Consider the following 18,823-nt stretch of genomic DNA (forward strand, 5'->3'; position numbering starts at 1 on the left):
CTAACCCGTCTTATTCATCAGCGGCTTGTTGAGAGGCTGGCGAGCGTGGCGTAAGCCGCTGAGATGGCGTAGGATCGGTTGCTGACACCCACCCTCCGCGCATCCGGGCCGCCACACTCACCATGACCGACGATACGAGTCTGCCGTTCTCATTTCCAGCCGTTTCCCGCAAGAAGATCACAGCCTCGTTCGACGGCGGCAAGCTGACGTCGGATGGCGGCGTCATGCTTCTGGCCATGGCGGACCGGCGCCTCGGCTTGGCCGCGAAGTTGTCCTGCGTATTCCCCGAGCGGCGCGATCCGGGACGCATCGTGCACAGCCTTGCGGATATGATCCGCGCCCGCATCTTCGCCATCGCGTGTGGCTACGAGGATGGCAATGATCTCGATCGTTTACGCGGCGATCCGGCGTTCAAGCTGGCTTGCGGCCGACTGCCGGACACTGGCCGGGATCTGTGTTCGCAGCCGACCCTATCGCGCCTGGAGAATGCACCACACCTGCGCGAGGTGATCCGGCTGAGCTCTGTGCTGGTTGACCTATGGATGGACAGCTACGCGCGAGCGCCGAGCGCAATCACGCTCGACATCGACGACACGGTCGACGTGGTGCATGGCCGTCAGCAACTCTCGCTGTTCAACGCCCATTATGATGAACACTGCTTCCTGCCGATCCACGTCTACGACACCGAGCACAGCCGGCCTGTTGCGGTCATCCTGCGCCCCGGCAAGACGCCGAGCGGCCGCGAGGTGCGGGCACACCTGCGCCGCCTGGTTCGGCGCATTCGCCGGCGCTGGCCCGATACGCGTATCACCTTCCGCGGCGACAGCCATTACGCCGGCCCCGAGGCGATGACTTTTTGCGAGCAAAACGGCGTCGATTACATCTTCGCGCTAGCCGGCACGAAGCCGCTCGCCAGAAAGGTCGACGAGGTCTGTGATGCATTTCGAACCGAACGTGCGATCGAGAACAAGATCGTGGTTCGCGGCTACACCGAGACCCGCCACGCGGCCGGCTCCTGGCATCGTGAGCGCCGCGTCGTCGCCCGCATCGAGGCAACCCAACAAGGGCTCGACGTCCGCTACGTCGTCACCAGCCTGGATATCGGCTCGGCTGAGTGGATCTATGACAGCCTCTATTGCGCTCGCGGACAGGCCGAGAACCTGATCAAGCTGCACAAGACCCAGCTCGCCTCCGATCGCACCAGTTGCCGCTCGGCGCTCGCCAACCAGGTCCGCCTCGTCTTCCACACCGCCGCCTATTGGCTCATCCTCGCCGTGCGCGATGCCATCCCAAAGCCGCGCGATCTGGCAACGGCCGAGTTCAACACGATCAGGCTCAGGCTTCTCAAGATCGCAGCCCGCGTCATCGAGACCGCCACCCGCGTCCGTCTCGCCTTCGCTGCGGCGTGCCCCGACGCCGACCTGTTCCGCGGCTTGGCAAACGCTCTGGTCCCGCAAGCACCCTGACGCGCGGGGCATGAGCCCCCGGTCACCCCGCTGCCGTCCTCCAACGCGTTCACGAAGTCGGGTCGAAAAGCGGCGAAAAAGCCGAAGCGTTCGCGCGCGCCTTCACCCCGACCGGAAATGTTCCAGCTGCCCCGCCCGGCAATCATGAATAAGACGGGCTAAGTGCCTGAGTTTGCTGGCGCTCCCTAGGGGAATCGAACCCCTGTTTCAGCCTTGAGAGGGCCGTTGTCCCGCAATCAATCCTTCCCGCAATATAACCCACCACTTGTTGGTATTTTTGTTGGTATCCGACAGATCAACATCTTACCAGATGATTGATTCTACTTACAAAATCCACGCATATGGTAGCTGCCGGGCCCACCAGAAATCAACGGCTTAGTCGCTGTTACTTCATTGGCTCTGAGCCACCGCACCAGAAATGCACGGCTTTGCTGCTCGTTGCCGAGGTTCAGTGCTTGGCAAGCTAGTCAGCCTTGCTTGATCTGACCATAGTCTCTGGTTTCACATCGTAGAATCGGCGGCCTTGTCGCGCGAAAACGGCAGAACATCAATCTTCGATTCCATGGCCGAACGAACCGCCAACGGCCGGCCATGTCTGGCAAACGGTTCGTCGTCGCCCCTGATCGTGCCCCGTGATGTGGTGTAGCTGGCGGCGGGTGACCGCGTTCGCCGGCGAGAGCCGGGCTGGTCAGCTGGCGATAGCCGTGAGGCTGACGTTGGGATCATCGCTCAATGGCGCGATTGTTTCCAGCGTCATGTAGCGAGCGCGTTGGACCGCCCATTCGTCGTTCTGTTCGAGCAGGATCGCCCCGATGAGGCGGACGATGGCATCTTCGTTGGGGAAGATGCCGACCACTTCGGTCCGCCGCTTGATTTCGCCGTTGAGGCGTTCGATCGGGTTGGTGGAGTGCAGCTTGGTCCGATGCTGCGGCGGGAACGTCATGTAGGCGAGCACGTCGGTCTCGGCCTCGTCGAGGAAGCAGGCCAGCTTTGGCAGCTTGGGGCGCAGCTGGTCGGCAACCTTACGCCATTGGGTGCGGGCGGCTTCGGCATCGTCCTGAGCAAATGCGGTGGCGATGAAGGCGGAGACGACGCGCCGGCCGCTCTTGCCGGCATGCGCCAGCGCGTTGCGCATGAAGTGGACACGGCACCGCTGCCAACTGGCGTTGAGCACCTTGGCCACGGTGGCCTTGATGCCCTCGTGGGCGTCGGAGACGACGAGCTTGACGCCGCGCAGGCCGCGGCGGGCGAGCTTGCGCAGGAACGCGGTCCAGAACGTCTCGGCTTCGGACGGTCCAATATCCATCCCGAGAACCTCGCGCCGGCCGTCACTGTTGACGCCGACCGCGACGATCACCGCGACAGATACGATACGGCCGTTCTGGCGCACCTTCACATAGGTGGCGTCGATCCACAGATACGGCCAGTCGCCCTCGATCGGACGGGCGAGGAATGCCTTCACCTTGTCGTCGATCTCCGCGCAGAGCCGGCTCACCTGGCTCTTGGAGATCCCGCTCATCCCCATCGCCTGCACCAGATCGTCGACCGAGCGGGTCGAGACGCCCTGCACATAGGCCTCTTGCACCACGGCGGTCAGCGCCTTCTCGGCCATCCGGCGCGGCTCCAGGAAACCCGGAAAGTAGCTTCCCTTGCGCAGCTTGGGGATGCGAAGCTCGACCGTGCCGGCCCGGGTCTCCCAGGTCCGGTCGCGGTAGCCGTTGCGCTGGGCCAGGCGCTCGGGATTCTTCTCGCCGTAGGCTGCCCCGGTCTGGCCTTCGACTTCCATCTCCATCAACCGCTGGGCAGCAAAGCCGATCATCTCGCGCAACAGATCGGCATCAGGGGTCTTCTCCACGAGCGTGCGCAGGTTCATCATGTCGTCGGTCATCGGTGGTTCCTCGGTTGCGTTGGCGTGTCGCAACCCGATCCTACCGGAGAACTGCCGGTGACCACCGCAAAGCCGCCCGCCCGCTACGGCGCTATTGGAGGCGCGCGTCCGGGCGGCTTTGCTCTACCGAGCTACACCACCTCCGGGGACACGACCGTCGCCCCTCCTGGCTAAGCTAGTTCGAAGAAGGTGCAACCTGCTCGGCGTGCCCATCCAATATCGGGCCGAACATCTGCCATCGCTCGCCCATGAAGCGCATCATTTGTACCTGCTCGATCGGAAAGAAATCCGTCGGAGTCGTCTTTATGCGAATGCCTGGAATCAAAGTGTCGATCTCAAAGTCGAGATTGGCCACCACCTTCATGACGTTCTCGCGGGTGAGGTTATCGCCGCAGCGCTTCAGCACCTCCACGAGTGCGGCCGATGCGTTGAAGGCGATTGACGGACTGCTGCCCGAACGGTCTGCCTCAGGATAGTATTTGGCCATGAAGGCATGGAAGCGCCGCATGCCCGGGTGGCTCTCCCATTGCGGATCGGTGACATTCATCTGAAAGCCGGCACTGAGAATACCCTTGGCGTTATCGAGCCCGGCGGGTTTCAGCACTGCTGCAACGGACACCGATATGTTCGTCACGATATGGATGGGATGCCAATTGAGCTCAGCGAGCTTCTTGATCGCTTGCGCGGCAACTTTCGGCGTGGCGAAGTCGAGGAAAATATCGGGATGGGCGGCCTTGATCGCAACGACCTGCGAGTCCACCGTTGGTGTGCCGGTTTCATACGGCGTACTGGCGACAACCATCCTGTCGTAGTCATCTCGCAGACCGTCCTTCAACCCCAGAAGATAGTCCTTTCCGAAATCGTCGTTCTGGTAGAGCACGCCGATTTTGGCGTTGGGATGATGCTCGAGAATATAGGCTGCGTAGACGCGCGCTTCAGCGCGATAGTTTGGCTGCAAGCCGATCGTCCAGGGGAAATGCGCAGGGTCGCCCCAGCGCGAGGCGCCGCTCAACACGAACAGCTGCGGCACGCGCATCGTGTTCATGTACCTCTGGATGGCGGCATTGGTCGCGGTGCCAACGGCGCCGAAGATCAGAAAGACTTCGTCGCTTTCAACCAGCTTGCGCGCCTGCTCTACGGTCTTCGGCGGACTGTAGGCGTCATCGTAGGAGATGAAGTCGATATTACGGCCATTGATGCCGCCGTCGTCGTTGACCATGCGGAAATAAGCGCTCATGGTCTTGCCGATGATGCCGCAGGCGGATGCCGGACCGCTGTATGGCATGATGTTGCCGATCTTGATCTCGGTGTCGGTCACGCCGGGACCGTATTGCTTCTGGGCAGACGCGCCGCCCGCAAACAGAGCGAGTGCCGCGGACAGCATCACCAATTGTAGAGCTCTGACGGCCATTGGACCTCCTCCTTCTCATTGCACAGGAACGGTGGCAGCCATCAGCACCGTTACCCGATCGACGATCTCCGGGTCGCGCAGAGCGCTTGATGGCTTTATGAGATGACCGACCTCGATCATGATCCGATGCACCGTTGCGTCCTCCACAGCGAGGCGCTGCAGCGCGGCGTTGAAATTCAAGCGCTGGTAAAAATCATTCGGGCGTTGCCCGCGCGTCTTCTCAAAAATGAAGTCGCTCTCCGCCACAGCCCACGGCGCGGCGAGCAGGTTCTGAATCGCCGTAAAGAAAGACCGCGCCAGTTCCCTGAGTGGGTCAGCGTCGAAAGCTCGCGCCTCAATTAACCGTTTCAGCACGCATACTTCCTGCGCGGCCACACTCATTCCCTGGCCAAACGCCGGATTGAAGCGGCAGATCACGTCGCCGAGCGGCAAGAGACGATCCGGAAAGCGCTCAAGCGCCTCGAAGCGCCGGCGAATGCTGCACGGAAAGACGAACCGGTGAATTGGACCAATCGGCACGGCGTCCTTGATCGCGGCATGAATCGTCTGCGTTCGCAGCGTGCCGGCAAACGCGATGAAGTCCCCGACGTTTTCCGGCACCGTTCCGCCGTGCATATGCGTGAGATTGACTTGCCAGCGGTCGTTCTCGACTGGAACGAGCAACCCACCGCGGCCGCTCTGGGCGGAAGCCCGATGCAGCACCGCGCGCCAGTCAGGCGGCGCGGAAGTTGGAATCCGGAACAGCGCCGTTGCGTAATGCAGGTCGATGCCGATCTGTATCTCCTCAGGCCTCGGCAGGCCAACCCTGTCCAGCAATTCGAGGGTTAGTGCGCCGCGCGACGATGCGTCGACGATGAAGTCGGCCGCGAGCTCGATGCCTCGTCCATGGGCATCGTCGTAACGGACGCCGATGACTGCGGTTCGGTCGGCGGATTCCAGCAATTGAGTGACCCGGCAACGCGATATCAGCGCAATATTGCCGTGCTTCTCGATCAGGCGCCTCACCGCGAATTCCAGGAGCGGCCGCGTCAAGGACAGAAAGTCGAATCCAAGATCACGCCGCGGAAACGGATCGAAGCCTGGCAATTCCAGCCGAGATTGAGAGCCGAGCCGCACGCGGATGGCCCCGGCCCGCTCGAGCCTGGTTTCCAGTTCCGGCAAGAACTCGATCAGCGCATCGAGACCGCCCTTGAGCAAAACGTGAATTTGCCGCGCCTGGGGCGTGCCGATGCGCGCGATCGGCTCGGAAGGCAAGGCGTCGCGCTCAAGCACGGTGACGGTTTCGAAGTATGCAGACAGGGCCTTCGCAGCGACGAGACCGCCAATACCAGCTCCGACCACGATCGCATGTCGCCCAAGCAATTTCGGCATCGCAATGACCCACCCGGGAAATGGCGTTGAGCGCTTTCGGTCCGCTGTCTCTTAAGATCACCCAAGCTCGAGGTCTTGGACTGGAGGGAACGACGGCTTGGACTAAAGTGCCCTGATTTGGTAGAAGCGTACTCGGCGAAACGATCCTTGTTGGCCCTTGGAAGAGGACGGCTGATGCTGACTTCGACGCCCGGCTACACGGTTGTTCGGTTCTCGAGCCGCACTTTGCCGGACCAGGGGCGAGGCAAAGCGCTCGAAGAGCTGCATGAGCGCAGCCTGCTTCCGACCAAATTTGTTCGCTACGGCAACGCGGCGCCGCGGGTCGATCTTGTCAACCGCACGATGCCCGGGCTCCGCATTCTGACGGCGAGCTACGCGAGCGTCCGCCGCGAGGGCGTGAGGCAGGAAGGCGACCTCCTCTACCTCTGCATGACCCTGAGTGGGACGACCTTGGGGCGCCAATGCGGATGCGAGATGGTGCTCGGTGAGGGGGACGCCGTGCTGATGACCAACGAGCAGGCCGCCTGGACCATGACCTCGCCCTCGTCCGTCAAGATCGCCGGAATACGCGTGCCCCGGTCGGCTATTGCGCCGCTTGTTCCCAAGCTCGAAACCGCAACGATGCGACGGATCATGAGGGATACAGGCGGGCTGAGGCTCCTGAGAAAATATCTCGATGTCGTCGCCGACGATGAGGCGTTGGCGGCGCCCGCCTCGCAGCGCCTCATCATCAGCCACTTCTATGATCTCGTCGCGCTGGCACTTGGTGCGAGCAGCGACGCCAAGGCGCTTGCCGCGGACAGAACCGTGGGCGCGGTCCGGCTGGCAGCGATCAAGGCCGACATCATCGCCAACCTCCATGACGGGAATCTGAACGCGACGACAGTCGCGGTCCGCAATCGCGTAACAGTGCGCTATCTGCACAAGCTGTTCGAGAGCGAGGGCGTCACCTGCTCAGAGTTCGTACTCGGCCAGCGCCTAGCGCGCGCCTTTGGCATTCTGAGAAACCCATTGCATTCGCGTCGCGCGATCAGCACGATCGCGTTCGAACTCGGTTTCAATGATCTCTCGTACTTCAACAGGGCGTTTCGCCGGCACTACAACGCGACACCATCCGACATCAGAGATGGTGCGAGGGCAAAATAAGGTCGTCGCCTGGGGCAGGCTGGACGCTTGGCCGCGGACCGCACCAGTTTCGCACCAGAAACGACCTCATCGAATCGCAACGAACACGAACGAAATCGAACGAAAATGCAGGAAAATCAACGAAGCTAACGGATATCCCGTCGCTCATAACGGCGTAGTTCAAGGATCGACCTCGCTAGCCAGCTAGTGAGTCCTTGGCCCGATCAAGTATAAGTCGGGATCACCGCACCAGTTGCGACCTGGATGCCGTGACTCTCTAAAGCGCGAATGTGCGGACTAATAGCCCTGCTAGCATCCTATTTGCACTCCAAAGAAGCCGAATTCCCTACGCCCGATGCGGGACCCTTTCGCGTTCGTTTTCTCTGCTCTTATGTTGCATGGACGTCGGCCAAAGTAGCTAAGAGTGACAAGGCATCGCGGAATTATGCATCTGCGTCCGGTGAATACTTTACAGAGCATAGTACTGCCGTATTCCTCGGCCGAGGTTGCGGCGGCGATCGGCATCTCGCTAGATACATTCTATCGGACGCGCCAGATCCGACATGGCCGCGACGGACTGCCAGCGCCGATCAGCGAACGCGGTCCGCTCAAATGGGAGCGCAGCGGCTTCGATGCTTGGCTGACTCGCCACCATCCAATCCGTCCGAAGACCATCGCTATTGACACATTTGCGCCACCGGCGGCGGCAAGCGATGAAGAGCATCGCGAGCGGCTGCGAATGGCCTATGGACACCACGGCGCTTGACATTCTGTTGGGCTCGATTCCAATGGGTCCACATCTCACTTGGCACCGAGGCTGGCTATGGCCGATCCGAAGTTTCCCTACGTGAAGTGGCGCGACGGCCGTCCACGCTCATCGCATGGCGCTTACGCCCGGGCACTCGGCTTTATCGATGGCGACCTGCGCCATCCGCCAAATGATGAAAAAGGCCGCCCGGTTGGTCGATGGTTCAATCTTCAGGAGGCATCCGACTTCTCCGACAAAAGAAAGTCTGAAATCGAGGCGGCGCGTCGCGCTGGTAAATTGCCGAAGAAGATTACCGTTCGCAAACGTAGCACGATCGAAGACCTTCTCGACGACTGGAGCAAATCGGACGAATTCAAGGCGCTGTCAGCCTCCTCTCAAACTTCCTATCGCAAGTGTATCTCCGCCATTCTCTACCGGCCACAAACGCGCGAGGCCGCGGCGAAAATGCGAGCCGAAATCCGCGCCGCGAGGCTGCTTGGCGTGGCCGAGCCCGCGCGCGAACTCGAAGCGATCGCGACTGCCACCCCTTCATCGATCGGCAAGCCGGAGTTCCGAGCATTCTACAACTATGCGAAGTCGGTACGCGGCCATCATATGGCGCTGGCGATGATTGCAGCACTCTCAGCCGCATTCACTTGGGGGCAGGAAAGCATTCTGTGGCGTCTCGGACCCAACCCGCGCGAAGGTATGGAGTTCGATCATCCAGATGGCCGCATCGTGCTTGTCGCAATGCCTGAATTTTCCGCGTGGGTCGCCGCAGCTGATGCAATCGAGCGGCCCTCAATCGGCGACAGTCTCTACCTCGCGCTATTCACCGGGCAGCGCCAAACCGACCGTCTGATCATGCGCAACGAGAGCGGTGTCGAGGGACGTCACGCGTTCCGACAGAGCAAGACTGGCGAACTGGTCGACATCAAGGAGGCGCCACAACTCAGCGCACGGCTGAACGCATCTCGCGTGCGAGTAAAGGAACTCAAGTTACGTCTTCAGCTTGAAGCGGTCCCGTTCGAACTCGTTGTCAACGAGGACAATGGGGAGCCGTACGACGAGAGCACTTATCGCCATTGGGTCTCAACCGCGCGCGCGGTCGCCGTTTTCGGCTTTCTGGCACAGGATACTATCCGGCAAGCAATTGTGCGCGCAGAGCGGCTGAGCACTGAGTTGATCGGAAGTGTCAACAAACTCTTTGCACCTTTCCCACTCGATGAAGAGAACAAGGCGCACCGCGCCCGAGCGGTTGACCAGCGCGAGCGTGTCTTGGCGGAATGGCTTAGCGCGCAAGCCGCGCGCGATTGCAATGGCGACGAAACAGCGTGGCGACTCAAGCCGTGCCCTGCCCTGATATTCGTCAACGGCGGAGGTGAACTCGACCAGAAGCACGACCAGGATCTACGCGATACCTGCGTGATGCTACTCGACCGGGCCGGCTGCGACCTGTTGACGATCTGCGATATCACCGGGCACTCGTACCGAAGTGCACAGACTATCGTAAAGCACTACCGCGCCCGCAATGTGGACCGCGCCGATTCCGGTATCGACCGGCTCCAATTGCAGGTTGGTAAGGAAGGGATGAAGGGCTGACCGCAAGACCGGTTTTCCGGCTCCTTAAGCCCTTCACGGTCCTGTGGTGCCCACCCCGACAGTATTGGAGTTGCACAGCGCGGCCCGATAACGGCGTCGGCCCCAGGCAATCTTCACAGCCGGTCATCGGACCTGATTCCGGGTAAATTCTACCGAGTCAGCACTTCGCTTCAAACCGGGCGGCAGCAATCCCTCGGCCGGTTTTTGTCGAAGTGAGGGCAGGTATCGGATGCGACTAAAAACGCCCAGAAGATCATATCTCGTCGCATGGCGTGCGACGTACGACCACAAAAAGCGTCGCACGAGACCAGTTTTGTTCTATCGGCCAAATTAAAAAAGCCCTTGCGGGCCAACCTCTTGAGGGTGGTGGGCGCACCAGGGCTCGAACCTGGGACCCGCTGATTAAGAGTCAGCTGCTCTACCAACTGAGCTATGCGCCCGGAACTTGTCCGGAAATGACCCTCGCAAGAGAGGCCGTCGTTTAGCAAAGCGATTCCGCGATGTCCAGCAAGCTGGCGCAACTTTTCCCGACTTTCTGACAGCCGAAAAGCCGCCGGATTCCAGCGGCCTTTCATAGGCTTGGCGAGGATGCCGGCGGCTGGCTGTCAGAGCCGGCCGGAGCGCTCCTGATCCGGACCGTCGTCGCGGTCGAAATGATGGTCGCGGCCGCCGCGCTCCCAGCGATCCATGCCGCGCTCGAGGCGATGGCGGCGCCAGCCCTCTGCGCCGAAGCCGCGCCCTTCCATGTGGGTGAGCATGGTCAGCCGCCGCTTCTGGTTGTCGTCGAGCGTCTTGTAGAGCGGGTCGGCGGCATCGGCGATCTTCTTCAGCGACGCCGCGGTCGCGGCCATGTTGTCGGCGCGCTCGCGCAGCCGCGCGACCGGATCATCCGGCTTGTCGGCCTTGTCCGCATCGGTCTTCTCCGCGGCCATCCGCGCATTGGCGCGATCGAGCCGCATCTTGGCGAAGTCGCGCACCGCGGTTTCGACCGGCGGCCACAGCTTCTCCTGATCGGCGGTCAGCTTCAGCCCGGCGTGCACCGCGGCAATGCGCGCGTCGAGGAAGGCGGCCCGATCCTCGGGGCTCATCCGCATCTGGCCATGGAACCACGGGCGATGCTGGGCATAGACCGCGGTCGAACCGGCAATCGTGAGCGCCGCGATGCCGGCGAGCAGAACTTTCTTCATCCAAACCTCCTTTGAAGGTTGCCTGAGAATGATACCGCCTGCTGCGGCCTTCAACTTACGGATTGGACAGAGAGACCTTTCTTGCCAAGATGTAATCCGCTTCATTGCCCGCCAGAAACATCCAAAGCGCGAGGTCGCGCTTTGGTTTTCTGATTGTTTGCGCATGATCTCGTCGGAAAACCGCTTCACACTTTTCCGGATCATGCGCTCGCTAGATCATTCCCAACAGCCGCGGCAGCCACAGCGAGATCTCCGGCACGTAGGTGATCAGGCCGAGGAACACCAGCATCGCGCATAGCCACGGCAGGACCGAGATCGTGATCTCGCTGATGCCCATCTTGGCGATGCTGCTCGCGATGTAGAGATTGAGCCCGACCGGCGGATGGCACAGCCCGACCTCGGTGTTGACGATCATCAGGATGCCGAGATGCACCGGATGCACGCCGAGCTTGGTCGCCAGCGGAAACAGGATCGGCGCCATGATCAGGAGGATCGACGACGGGTCCATCACGTTGCCGGCGAGCAGCAGGATGACGTTGACGACGAGCAGGAACATCCAGACCGAGAAGTTCTTGTCGATGATCCAGGCCGCCATCTCCTGCGGGATCTGTTCATGCGTCATCAGGAACGAGAACAGCACCGCGTTGGTGATGATGTAGAGCAGCATCGAGCTCATGCTCGCCGCCTGCAGCAGCACCTTCGGCACCTCGGAGAGCTTCAGCTCCTTGTAGACGAACACGGTGATGAAGAAGGCATAGGTGGCGGCGACCGCGGCCGCTTCGGTCGGCGTGAAGATGCCGCCATAGATGCCGCCGAGCACGATCGCGATCAGCGACAGGCCCCAGATGCTTTCGCGGAACGCCGTGAACTGCTGGCCGATGGTCGCGCGCGGCATCTTCGGATAGCCGTTGCGCCGCGCCACGAAGAAGGTCACCGCAGCCAGCATCAGCGCAAGCAGCACGCCCGGCACGATGCCGGCCATGAACAGCGCGCCGATCGAGGTGTTGGTGGAGACGCCGTAGAGCACCAGGATGATCGAGGGCGGCACCAGGATGCCGAGCGCGCCCGAGGTCGAGATCACGCCGACACCGAAACGCTTCGGATAGCCGTGATCGACCATCGCCGGCATCATGATCGAGCCGATCGCGACCACAGTGGCGACGCTCGAGCCCGAGATCGCCGCGAACATCGCGCAGGCCGCGACGCCGGCTAGCCCAAGGCCGCCGGGCAGATGCCCGACCAGCGAGGTCGTGAACGCGATCATGCGCCGCGCGACGCCGCCGCGGGTCAAGAACGTGCCTGCCAGGATGAAGAACGGGATCGCCATGATGCCGAAATTGTCGAGGCCCGAAAACAGCTTCAGGCCGACGCTCTCGATCGGCACCTCGGTCATGGTGAACAGGAAGGTGAGCACGGTCAGGCCGAGCGAGATCGAGATCGGCATGCCCGTCAGCATCAGGGCAAACAGCAGTCCGAAGATAAGTGCGGCGCTCATCACGCTTCTCCAAGCGCGACGGGCGCGGTCTTGCTGGTCTCGACGCCATCGACATGGGAGGCGTCATGGTGCGGCAGCTCGTCGGTCCACCAGTAATTCCAACACACCTGCAGGAAGCGGAAGCACATTAAATAGGAGCCGAGCGGGATGCAGGCGTAGACGATCCAGCTCGGGATCTCGAGATCGGGCGAGACCTGATCGGTGTGCATCAGCTCGAACACGAACTTGGCACCCATGGTGCCGACGATCGCGGTGAACAGCGCGCCGCCGAGCAGGCCGAAGCTGATGGTGCGCTTGCGCCAGGCGTCATTGAGGCGATTGATCAACACGTCGACGCCGACATGGATGCCGGTGCGCACGCCATAGGCGGCACCGAACTTCGCCATCCAGATGAACATGTAGATGCACAGTTCCTGCGACCAGGCGAGATTGATGCCGAACAAATACGGATAGAGCACCGGCACGTCGACCAGGAAGCGGTGCACGACCGTGACGAAGGTCAGAAGCGTCGCAGCGCCCATCAGGCTCGCGATGATGATTTCCTCGAGCCGGTCCAGAATTTTCAGCAGCATTGATCTCCCCTGTCATGGCCTGATGCGGCAACCGGCCACGGCACCCAGGCCGCGGCCTCACGCGGCCGCGGCATTCGTTAGATTTGCGAGACGGCTCTCGGCTGAGAGGCCCGTCCACACACTCAGTCCACCTCTCCCCGCCTGCGGGGGAGGTCGCATTGCATCGAAGATGCAATGCGGGTGGGGGCTCTCTCCACAACGCGACTCGCGGAGAGAGCCCCCACCCCAACCCTCCCCGCAAGCGGGAGAGGGAGCGCACCGCCTGTTCGGCGGCTAATAGGCGATCCGCCTTAGTTCATCGGGCTGCGGCCCGTTTCCTTCAGGAATTCGTCGATCAGCGGCTGGCCGACGCGCGAGGCGACGTCCTTGTAGACCGGCATCATCGCCTTGCGCATCGCCTCGTCCTGCTCCGGCGTCAGCGAGATGATCTCGGTCTTGCCCGCCTTCTTGATCTCGGCGAGCGCGTCCTCGTTCTCCTTGGCGGACTGGTTGTTGCCGAACTCGGTGGCTTCCTTCATCGCCTTGTTGAGTTCGTCGCGGATGTCGGCCGGCAGGCCGTCCCAGAACTTCTTGTTCACGACCACGACGTAGCCGATGTAGCCGTGATTGGTGACGGTCGCGTACTTCTGCACCTCATGCATTTTCTGGGTGTAGATGTTCGACCAGGTGTTCTCCTGACCGTCGACCACGCCGGTCTGCAGCGCCTGGTAGACGTCGGAGAACGCCATCACCTGCGGAATCGAACCGAGCGCGCGGAACTGGGCCTCCAGCACCTTCGAGGACTGGATGCGGAATTTCAGTCCCTTGTAGTCGGCGGGCGCGACCAGCTTCTTGTTCGCGCTCATCTGCTTGAAGCCGTTGTCCCAATAGGCGAGACCGGTCATGCCCTTGGAATCCAGCTTCTTGAGCAGCTGGGCGCCGAGCGGACCGTCGGTCACCTTGCGCAGCGATTTCAGGTCCGGGAGGATGTAGGGCAGATCGAAGACTTCGAATTCCTTGATGCCGATCGGGCCGAACTTCGAGTTCGACGGCGCCAGCATCTGCACCGCGCCGAGCTGCAGTGCCTCGAGCTCTTCCTTGTCCTTGTAGAGCGTCGAGTTCGGATAGACCTCGACCTTCACCTTGCCGCCCGTGTACTTCTCGGCGAGTTCCTTGAACTTGTCGGCCGCCTTGCCCTTCGGCGTATCCGAGGCCACCACGTGGCTGAACTTGATGACGATCGGCGACTGCGCCGAGGCCTGCCCGACAAAGGTCAAGGCCGCGATCGACGCCGCGGCCAAAATGAACTTACGCATGTTTCCTCCCGCGTATTGCGGAGCACGAATACCGGCCCCGAGACATCCGGTCGCACCATTACAGACAAGCAACGACGATTGCCATTGCCCCTTTAGCAGGGGCTAAATTGCGCCATTGCTGCACTGCAAAAATCGATACGGCGGTATCCCTTTCGGCTCTTGCGACCGTTCAATGACACCGCCCGCACGCTGTGCCCGGCCATGGCGGCGCGGTCAATGCGAGGTTTGGCAATGGCGAGTTCGCCGGGCGCGAATGCTGGTGCCCATATCCGATGTCGCCCCTGCCGCAGATCTCAGAACCGTCATCCTGAGGCGCGAGCACTTGCGAGCCTCGAAGGATGCACGGCCACCGCCGGTGGCCGTCGACCCTTCGAGGCTCGCCGAAAAGGCTCGCACCTCAGGGTGACGGGGTAGAATTTTCCGCTGCTCCTTCCATGGTCATTGCGAGCGATTCGCATGGATGCAGCAGATCTTCTGCATCCATGGATGCCGGACAGCACAGCCGCCTCTCGCTTCTCCTCAGCGCGACGCGGTGCTGATGTTCTCGCCAAAGAACTTCCATGTCTTGCCGTCGAACTTCGCAAGCTTGAACGTGTCGAAGGTGGAGTAGTCCGTCGGCGACACCGATACCGTGATGCCGGGAAGCAAGAGCGGCAGTGAGACCTTGCTCAGGCTGGTGGCCTGCTTCAGCAGGTTCTCGCGCGTCAGCACGTCTCCGCAGTTCTTCAGGATGATGGCCGTGAACTGCGCCGACAGATAACCGATCTGGTTGCTGCCATCGATCGGATTGCCTTCGGGATACCACTGCTTCATGAAGGCGAGATAGTCCTGCACGCCCTTGTCGGTGTCCCACGCGGGGTCGCCGACCACCTTGGCCGCCAGCGCGGTCATGAGGCCGGTGGATGCTTCGAGGCCGGCAGGCTCGAGCACGCCGCCGATCGAGCTCGCGACGGACACAATGAAGTGCGTGGGCTTCCAGCCGAGATCGGCGACCTTGCGGATCGCCTGCGCGCCGAACTTCGGCGTCGTGATCGTCATCAGCACGTCGGCGCCGGTGGCCTTCAGATTGACGATCTGGGAATCGATCGTGGGATCGGTCACCTCGTAGCTGAGCTCCTTGACGATCAGACCGGCCTTCTCTCCCAGCCCCTCCTTGAAGCCCTTCAGATAGTCCTTGCCGAAGTCGTCGTTCTGGTAGATCACGCCGATCTTCGCGTTGGGCAGCTCCTTGGCGATGTACTTTGCGTAGATCTTCGCTTCCTGCGCATAGGGCGGATAGAACGGCGTGGTCCACGGGAATTCCTTCGGATCGTTCCACTTCGAGGCGCCGGTGGAGATCAGCAGATGCGGGATCTTCTTGCCGTTCAGATATTTTTGGATCGACGAATTTGTCGGGGTGCCCAGTGAGCCGATGTTAGCAAGGATCTCATCCTGCTCCACGAGCTTGCGCGTCTGCTCCACCGTCTTCGGCGGGCTATAGCCGTCGTCCATGCTCAGCAGCGTGATCTTCCGGCCGTTGATTCCGCCCTGGCTGTTGATCATCTTCCAGTATGCGGCCTCGGCCCTGCCCTGCGTGCCATACGCCGAAGCCGGACCGCTGTAGGGCATGGTCTGCCCGATCTTGATTCGGTATCGCTGGCGCCGGGATCGTATTTCTTGTCGGCAGCGAGAACCGCCGAAGTGGAAACAAGGCTGAGCGCGGCGACGGCCGCGAGCGTGATGCAACGCATGTGTTCTCCCCATTCGCGTCGCTGTTTGCCGCGACGTCCGGCGAGATCATGATCAAGCCCGCGCGAGATGTCGACCCCTGAAGTCGGGACATCGAACTGCACTAGCCGTCGAGCGTCACAGCCCCATCCAGTTCATCACGGCTCCGAACGTTGCCCAGAGCGTCCATCCGAGCCCGAGCAGGCAGATCAGCGCAGCCGCCATCGCAATCGCCAGCAGCAGGCCGTCCTCCTGCAGGTAGGCGACCGCGATCAGGACGACCACCATTCCCGGAATGACGTTCACCAGAGGCAGCGGCCAGCCTGCCGAGAAGGCGAGCAGAAACACGACCAGTCCGACGAGGCGGTCGATCACGTCGCGACGCGCGTCCCAGCGCGGCCGGCTGATGCGCTCGATCGCCTGCAGCATCGGACGGACGAGAACGGTGAACCGCTTGAAGCGCTTGAAGTCGAACTGTCGCTTCGACAGGAAGCTCGGAAACGACGGCGCGCTGCGGCCACGCATCATCTCGACCGCCGGAAACAGCAGCGCCAGCGTCGCAACCGTCGCGACGCCGGGGATGATCACCAGCAGCCCCAACAGCAGCAGGAGCAGGCCGAACGACCGCTTGTCCAGGTTGCTGAGGAGCCATTCGAGATCGACGGGGCCGTCCGGTGCTTGAGCGACGAGTTCCTCAAGAAGTTGGGACGTGTGCGTGGGCGCCAATGGGGCTCCGGACGAGGGGGACATAGCTGCCAAAGTGGTCAGACTCGGCATCGATTGCAACAGCTGCCGAAGCAGACTAGGAAGCATGGGTGACCAACGATTCCGACCAGGCATGGCAGCACCATGCGCCGTCAAGCCCGATTCCCGCCGTGCGCCGCCGCTGGCCGTGGTTCCTGTTGATCGTCGTCCTCGCCTGTGCGGGCGCCGGGGGCGTCTACGCCTGGCCCCAGATCGCGCCGCTGGTCCCGTCCCTGGGCAACGCTGCGGTCAGCGACAGAGTGGCCGCAGGCGACAAGGAGACGTTGCCGGATCTGCTCGCGACCCAGCAGAAGCTCGAGGATGACATCGGCGCACTCGGCAAATCGGTGGCGGACCAGCAGGAGCAGCTGAAGGCCGTCGTCGACCAATTGGCGAGCCTGACGTCGAAGGTCGACGCGCTCCAGCGCCCGGCTCCGGCTCCCGTGCCATTGCCGGCCACGGCAGCGGCCGACCAACCGCATGCACCTGTCGCACAGGCTGCCCCGAAGCCCCGAAAGCCGCCGCCGGCTCGGGCACCAAAACCGGCAGGTCCGATTTCGACCGGTGGCGCGCCGCTCAATGTGGCACCCGGCGCCAGGGATCGCTGAGCCGCGCCGCGATCAGCGCAACAGTCGGCGACGGCAGCCTATCCGCCGAGCCGCTCCATGCCCGCCCGCTTGATTGCCGCGCGCAAGATAGCGGTATCCGAGGAAAGGAAATCGATCAGGCGCCTGGCTGCGGCAGGCGACTTTGAGTCGCTGACGACAGCGGCCGTGAAGGTCTGCACGAGCTGGAGATCCGGAGGCAGCAGACCGACAACCTCGATGCCGGTCTCCTGCACCAGTTCGCTGGTCGGCCCAATCGAGAAATTCGCCTTGCCCGCGCGCAGCGCTTCGGCCGCCTCGGTCCCCCGCGCCGCGAGGGTGAGCCGCACCGTGTCCGGCAGGTTCAGCCTGGGGAAGACGTTGTCGCGGACGAATTGTCCGCTCGTGCTGCTTGGCGCCACCACCTCGCCCGCATCGATCAAAGCCTTCCTCAGCGCGACAGCATTGCCGATGTCCGGCTTCGGAGCGCCTGAGCGAACCGCGGCCGCCAAGGGAGCCGTCGCGAGGCCCGTGTCGGATCCCGCACGAATCCGCCCGTCTTCGTTCAGCTTTCGCAGTCCTTCCCGCGAAAGGATCACCACATCCGCTTTGGTGCCGTGCGCAAGCTGATGCCTGATCGTTTTCGGACCGGTGCCCTCGGATGCGCCGGATCCGGTCTCCACCTTGATGCCGGTGCTGCGCTCGAATTCGGGCAGCACTTCCCGGTAGACCGCCGCGAAGCCGCCGGAAATGATGACCTTGATCGTTTCCGGCGTATCGGTGATTGCCGTCGTCAATGCTGCGGCACTCTCTCGGCGGCCCGTTGGCTCATTTCTGAAGGTTTGCGGCAAACAGCTTGGCCGCTTCGGCCTTCGATTCCTGATCGGCCTTGGCGTCGTATCTGAGCGGCAGGTTGAACTTCTTGCCGAGCTCGGTGGCTTCGGGGTTCGTGAACGCGTGCACGGCGCCCGGATATTCGATGATCCGGTAATCGGCCTTCGCTGCGTCGAAATCCTTCTTCAGCGCATCATACTGCTCGCGCTTCACGAACGGGTCGTCGGCGCCGTTCAGAATCAGGATTTTCGCCTTGACGGTGCCCGGCGCCGGTGCCGGCGTGTTGAGACCGAGCGTAGCGTGGAAGCCCGCAACGGCGGTGAGATCGGCGCCGGCGCGCGCCATGTTCAGCACCACCGCGCCGCCGAAGCAGTAACCGACGGCCCCGATCCGCTGAGGATTGACCGAAGCCTGCTTGGCGAGTTGCTCACGCGCCGCGTTGAAGCGCAGCTCCATCACCTTCGCATCCTTCATGACCGACCCCGCGAGCGCGCCGGCGTCCTTCGGGTTGTCGGCGGTCTTGGCGTCGCCGTACATGTCCGCAATGAAGGCTGTGTAGCCCTGCTCCGCGAACTTCCGCGCCTCGTTATGGATATGCGGCGTGATGCCCCACCATTCGTGCACCATGACGATGCCGGGCCGCTTGGCCTGGCTCGCGTCGTCATAGACGACGAAGCCCTTCATCGTGGTCTCGCCGTCGGAGTAGGTGACCGGCTCTTCCTTGACCGCGGCGTGTGCGCTCGCGACCATTGCGATGGCGCAAAGTGCTCCGACGATGATCGTTCGCATGCTGA

At 62.2% G+C, this 18,823-nt stretch carries 15 protein-coding genes, 2 tRNA genes and 1 pseudogene; 5 read left to right on the forward strand and 13 right to left on the reverse strand.

The genetic code is table 11. The annotated features are described in order from the left end of the window. Positions 1-122: 122 nt before the first annotated feature. On the forward strand, positions 123-1,466 hold the full coding sequence (locus ACVWW1_RS16590) for an IS1380 family transposase (protein ID WP_176528776.1): 1,344 nt from the start codon (positions 123-125) through the stop codon (positions 1,464-1,466). 176 nt (positions 1,467-1,642) lie between these two features. On the opposite strand, the gene ACVWW1_RS16595 is transcribed toward ACVWW1_RS16590, so the two are convergent. The 4 genes from ACVWW1_RS16595 to ACVWW1_RS16610 all read right to left on the reverse strand — a co-directional run bounded on the left by ACVWW1_RS16595 (position 1,643) and on the right by ACVWW1_RS16610 (position 6,136). Beyond that, positions 1,643-1,706 (reverse strand) — tRNA-OTHER (locus ACVWW1_RS16595). Positions 1,707-2,154: 448 nt separating this feature from the next. Next, positions 2,155-3,354 carry an IS256 family transposase gene (locus tag ACVWW1_RS16600; protein ID WP_456655533.1) on the reverse strand — a complete coding sequence of 400 codons (1,200 nt, stop codon included), beginning with the start codon at positions 3,352-3,354 and terminating at the stop codon, positions 2,155-2,157. Positions 3,355-3,529: 175 nt separating this feature from the next. Then, complete coding sequence (locus tag ACVWW1_RS16605) at positions 3,530-4,738, reverse strand: ABC transporter substrate-binding protein (protein WP_456660599.1); 1,209 nt, start codon at positions 4,736-4,738, stop codon at positions 3,530-3,532. Positions 4,739-4,780: 42 nt separating this feature from the next. Beyond that, positions 4,781-6,136, reverse strand: coding sequence for an NAD(P)/FAD-dependent oxidoreductase (locus ACVWW1_RS16610; protein ID WP_456656708.1), 1,356 nt, complete (start codon positions 6,134-6,136; stop codon positions 4,781-4,783). A 75-nt stretch (positions 6,137-6,211) separates the two neighbouring features. Between ACVWW1_RS16610 and ACVWW1_RS16615 the strand changes: the two genes are divergently transcribed. The 3 genes from ACVWW1_RS16615 to ACVWW1_RS16625 all read left to right on the forward strand — a co-directional run bounded on the left by ACVWW1_RS16615 (position 6,212) and on the right by ACVWW1_RS16625 (position 9,611). Continuing rightward, positions 6,212-7,282: a helix-turn-helix domain-containing protein gene (locus tag ACVWW1_RS16615; RefSeq protein ID WP_456656709.1), complete on the forward strand. Its 1,071-nt coding sequence runs from the start codon at positions 6,212-6,214 to the stop codon at positions 7,280-7,282. A gap of 424 nt (positions 7,283-7,706) precedes the next feature. Then, entirely contained in the window at positions 7,707-8,027 is a 321-nt protein-coding gene (locus tag ACVWW1_RS16620; protein WP_456656710.1) for a hypothetical protein, read from the forward strand. Positions 8,028-8,084: 57 nt separating this feature from the next. Then, positions 8,085-9,611 (forward strand): hypothetical protein, encoded by a 1,527-nt coding sequence (locus tag ACVWW1_RS16625; RefSeq protein WP_456656711.1) that lies wholly within the window; start codon positions 8,085-8,087, stop codon positions 9,609-9,611. A 364-nt stretch (positions 9,612-9,975) separates the two neighbouring features. On the opposite strand, the gene ACVWW1_RS16630 is transcribed toward ACVWW1_RS16625, so the two are convergent. From ACVWW1_RS16630 to ACVWW1_RS16660, 7 genes and pseudogenes are all read right to left on the reverse strand, one after another. Next, positions 9,976-10,051, reverse strand: a tRNA-Lys gene (locus ACVWW1_RS16630). A 165-nt stretch (positions 10,052-10,216) separates the two neighbouring features. Beyond that, positions 10,217-10,798, reverse strand: a complete 582-nt coding sequence (locus ACVWW1_RS16635; RefSeq protein ID WP_456656712.1) for a Spy/CpxP family protein refolding chaperone — start codon at positions 10,796-10,798, stop codon at positions 10,217-10,219. A gap of 211 nt (positions 10,799-11,009) precedes the next feature. Then, entirely contained in the window at positions 11,010-12,293 is a 1,284-nt protein-coding gene (locus tag ACVWW1_RS16640; protein ID WP_176529941.1) for a TRAP transporter large permease, read from the reverse strand. Further along, positions 12,293-12,865 (reverse strand): TRAP transporter small permease, encoded by a 573-nt coding sequence (locus ACVWW1_RS16645; protein WP_092115779.1) that lies wholly within the window; start codon positions 12,863-12,865, stop codon positions 12,293-12,295. Before ACVWW1_RS16645 ends, ACVWW1_RS16640 begins: the two co-directional genes overlap by 1 nt. A 290-nt stretch (positions 12,866-13,155) precedes the next feature. Next, the gene (locus tag ACVWW1_RS16650; RefSeq protein ID WP_207831615.1) at positions 13,156-14,160 is read right to left on the reverse strand and encodes a TRAP transporter substrate-binding protein; all 1,005 of its coding nucleotides are present in this window, start codon (positions 14,158-14,160) and stop codon (positions 13,156-13,158) included. Between the two features lie 519 nt (positions 14,161-14,679). Then, positions 14,680-15,890, reverse strand: a pseudogene (locus ACVWW1_RS16655) (ABC transporter substrate-binding protein). A 115-nt stretch (positions 15,891-16,005) separates the two neighbouring features. After that, on the reverse strand, positions 16,006-16,593 hold the full coding sequence (locus tag ACVWW1_RS16660; protein WP_176529936.1) for an exopolysaccharide biosynthesis protein: 588 nt from the start codon (positions 16,591-16,593) through the stop codon (positions 16,006-16,008). An 89-nt stretch (positions 16,594-16,682) separates the two neighbouring features. On the opposite strand from ACVWW1_RS16660, the gene ACVWW1_RS16665 reads away from it, so the two are divergent. Beyond that, entirely contained in the window at positions 16,683-17,219 is a 537-nt protein-coding gene (locus ACVWW1_RS16665; RefSeq protein WP_176529935.1) for a hypothetical protein, read from the forward strand. 38 nt (positions 17,220-17,257) lie between these two features. On the opposite strand, the gene ACVWW1_RS16670 is transcribed toward ACVWW1_RS16665, so the two are convergent. Continuing rightward, positions 17,258-17,992, reverse strand: a complete 735-nt coding sequence (locus ACVWW1_RS16670; protein ID WP_456656713.1) for a substrate-binding domain-containing protein — start codon at positions 17,990-17,992, stop codon at positions 17,258-17,260. A 31-nt stretch (positions 17,993-18,023) separates the two neighbouring features. Next, entirely contained in the window at positions 18,024-18,818 is a 795-nt protein-coding gene (locus ACVWW1_RS16675; RefSeq protein ID WP_456656714.1) for a dienelactone hydrolase family protein, read from the reverse strand. Positions 18,819-18,823 lie beyond the last annotated feature (5 nt).

The sequence above is a fragment of the Bradyrhizobium sp. JR3.5 genome (assembly GCF_054057015.1).

Excerpts from the sequence above, each read along its gene's own strand:
- ACVWW1_RS16625 (WP_456656711.1), top strand. The coding sequence starts at position 8,085 with ATGGCCGATCCGAAGTTTCCCTACGTGAAGTGGCGCGACGGCCGTCCA.
- ACVWW1_RS16605 (WP_456660599.1), bottom strand. The coding sequence starts at position 4,738 with ATGCTGTCCGCGGCACTCGCTCTGTTTGCGGGCGGCGCGTCTGCCCAG.
- ACVWW1_RS16640 (WP_176529941.1), bottom strand. The coding sequence starts at position 12,293 with ATGAGCGCCGCACTTATCTTCGGACTGCTGTTTGCCCTGATGCTGACG.
- ACVWW1_RS16620 (WP_456656710.1), top strand. The coding sequence starts at position 7,707 with ATGCATCTGCGTCCGGTGAATACTTTACAGAGCATAGTACTGCCGTAT.
- ACVWW1_RS16635 (WP_456656712.1), bottom strand. The coding sequence starts at position 10,798 with ATGAAGAAAGTTCTGCTCGCCGGCATCGCGGCGCTCACGATTGCCGGT.
- ACVWW1_RS16600 (WP_456655533.1), bottom strand. The coding sequence starts at position 3,354 with ATGACCGACGACATGATGAACCTGCGCACGCTCGTGGAGAAGACCCCT.
- ACVWW1_RS16645 (WP_092115779.1), bottom strand. The coding sequence starts at position 12,865 with ATGCTGCTGAAAATTCTGGACCGGCTCGAGGAAATCATCATCGCGAGC.
- ACVWW1_RS16650 (WP_207831615.1), bottom strand. The coding sequence starts at position 14,160 with ATGCGTAAGTTCATTTTGGCCGCGGCGTCGATCGCGGCCTTGACCTTT.
- ACVWW1_RS16590 (WP_176528776.1), top strand. The coding sequence starts at position 123 with ATGACCGACGATACGAGTCTGCCGTTCTCATTTCCAGCCGTTTCCCGC.
- ACVWW1_RS16675 (WP_456656714.1), bottom strand. The coding sequence starts at position 18,818 with ATGCGAACGATCATCGTCGGAGCACTTTGCGCCATCGCAATGGTCGCG.
- ACVWW1_RS16610 (WP_456656708.1), bottom strand. The coding sequence starts at position 6,136 with ATGCCGAAATTGCTTGGGCGACATGCGATCGTGGTCGGAGCTGGTATT.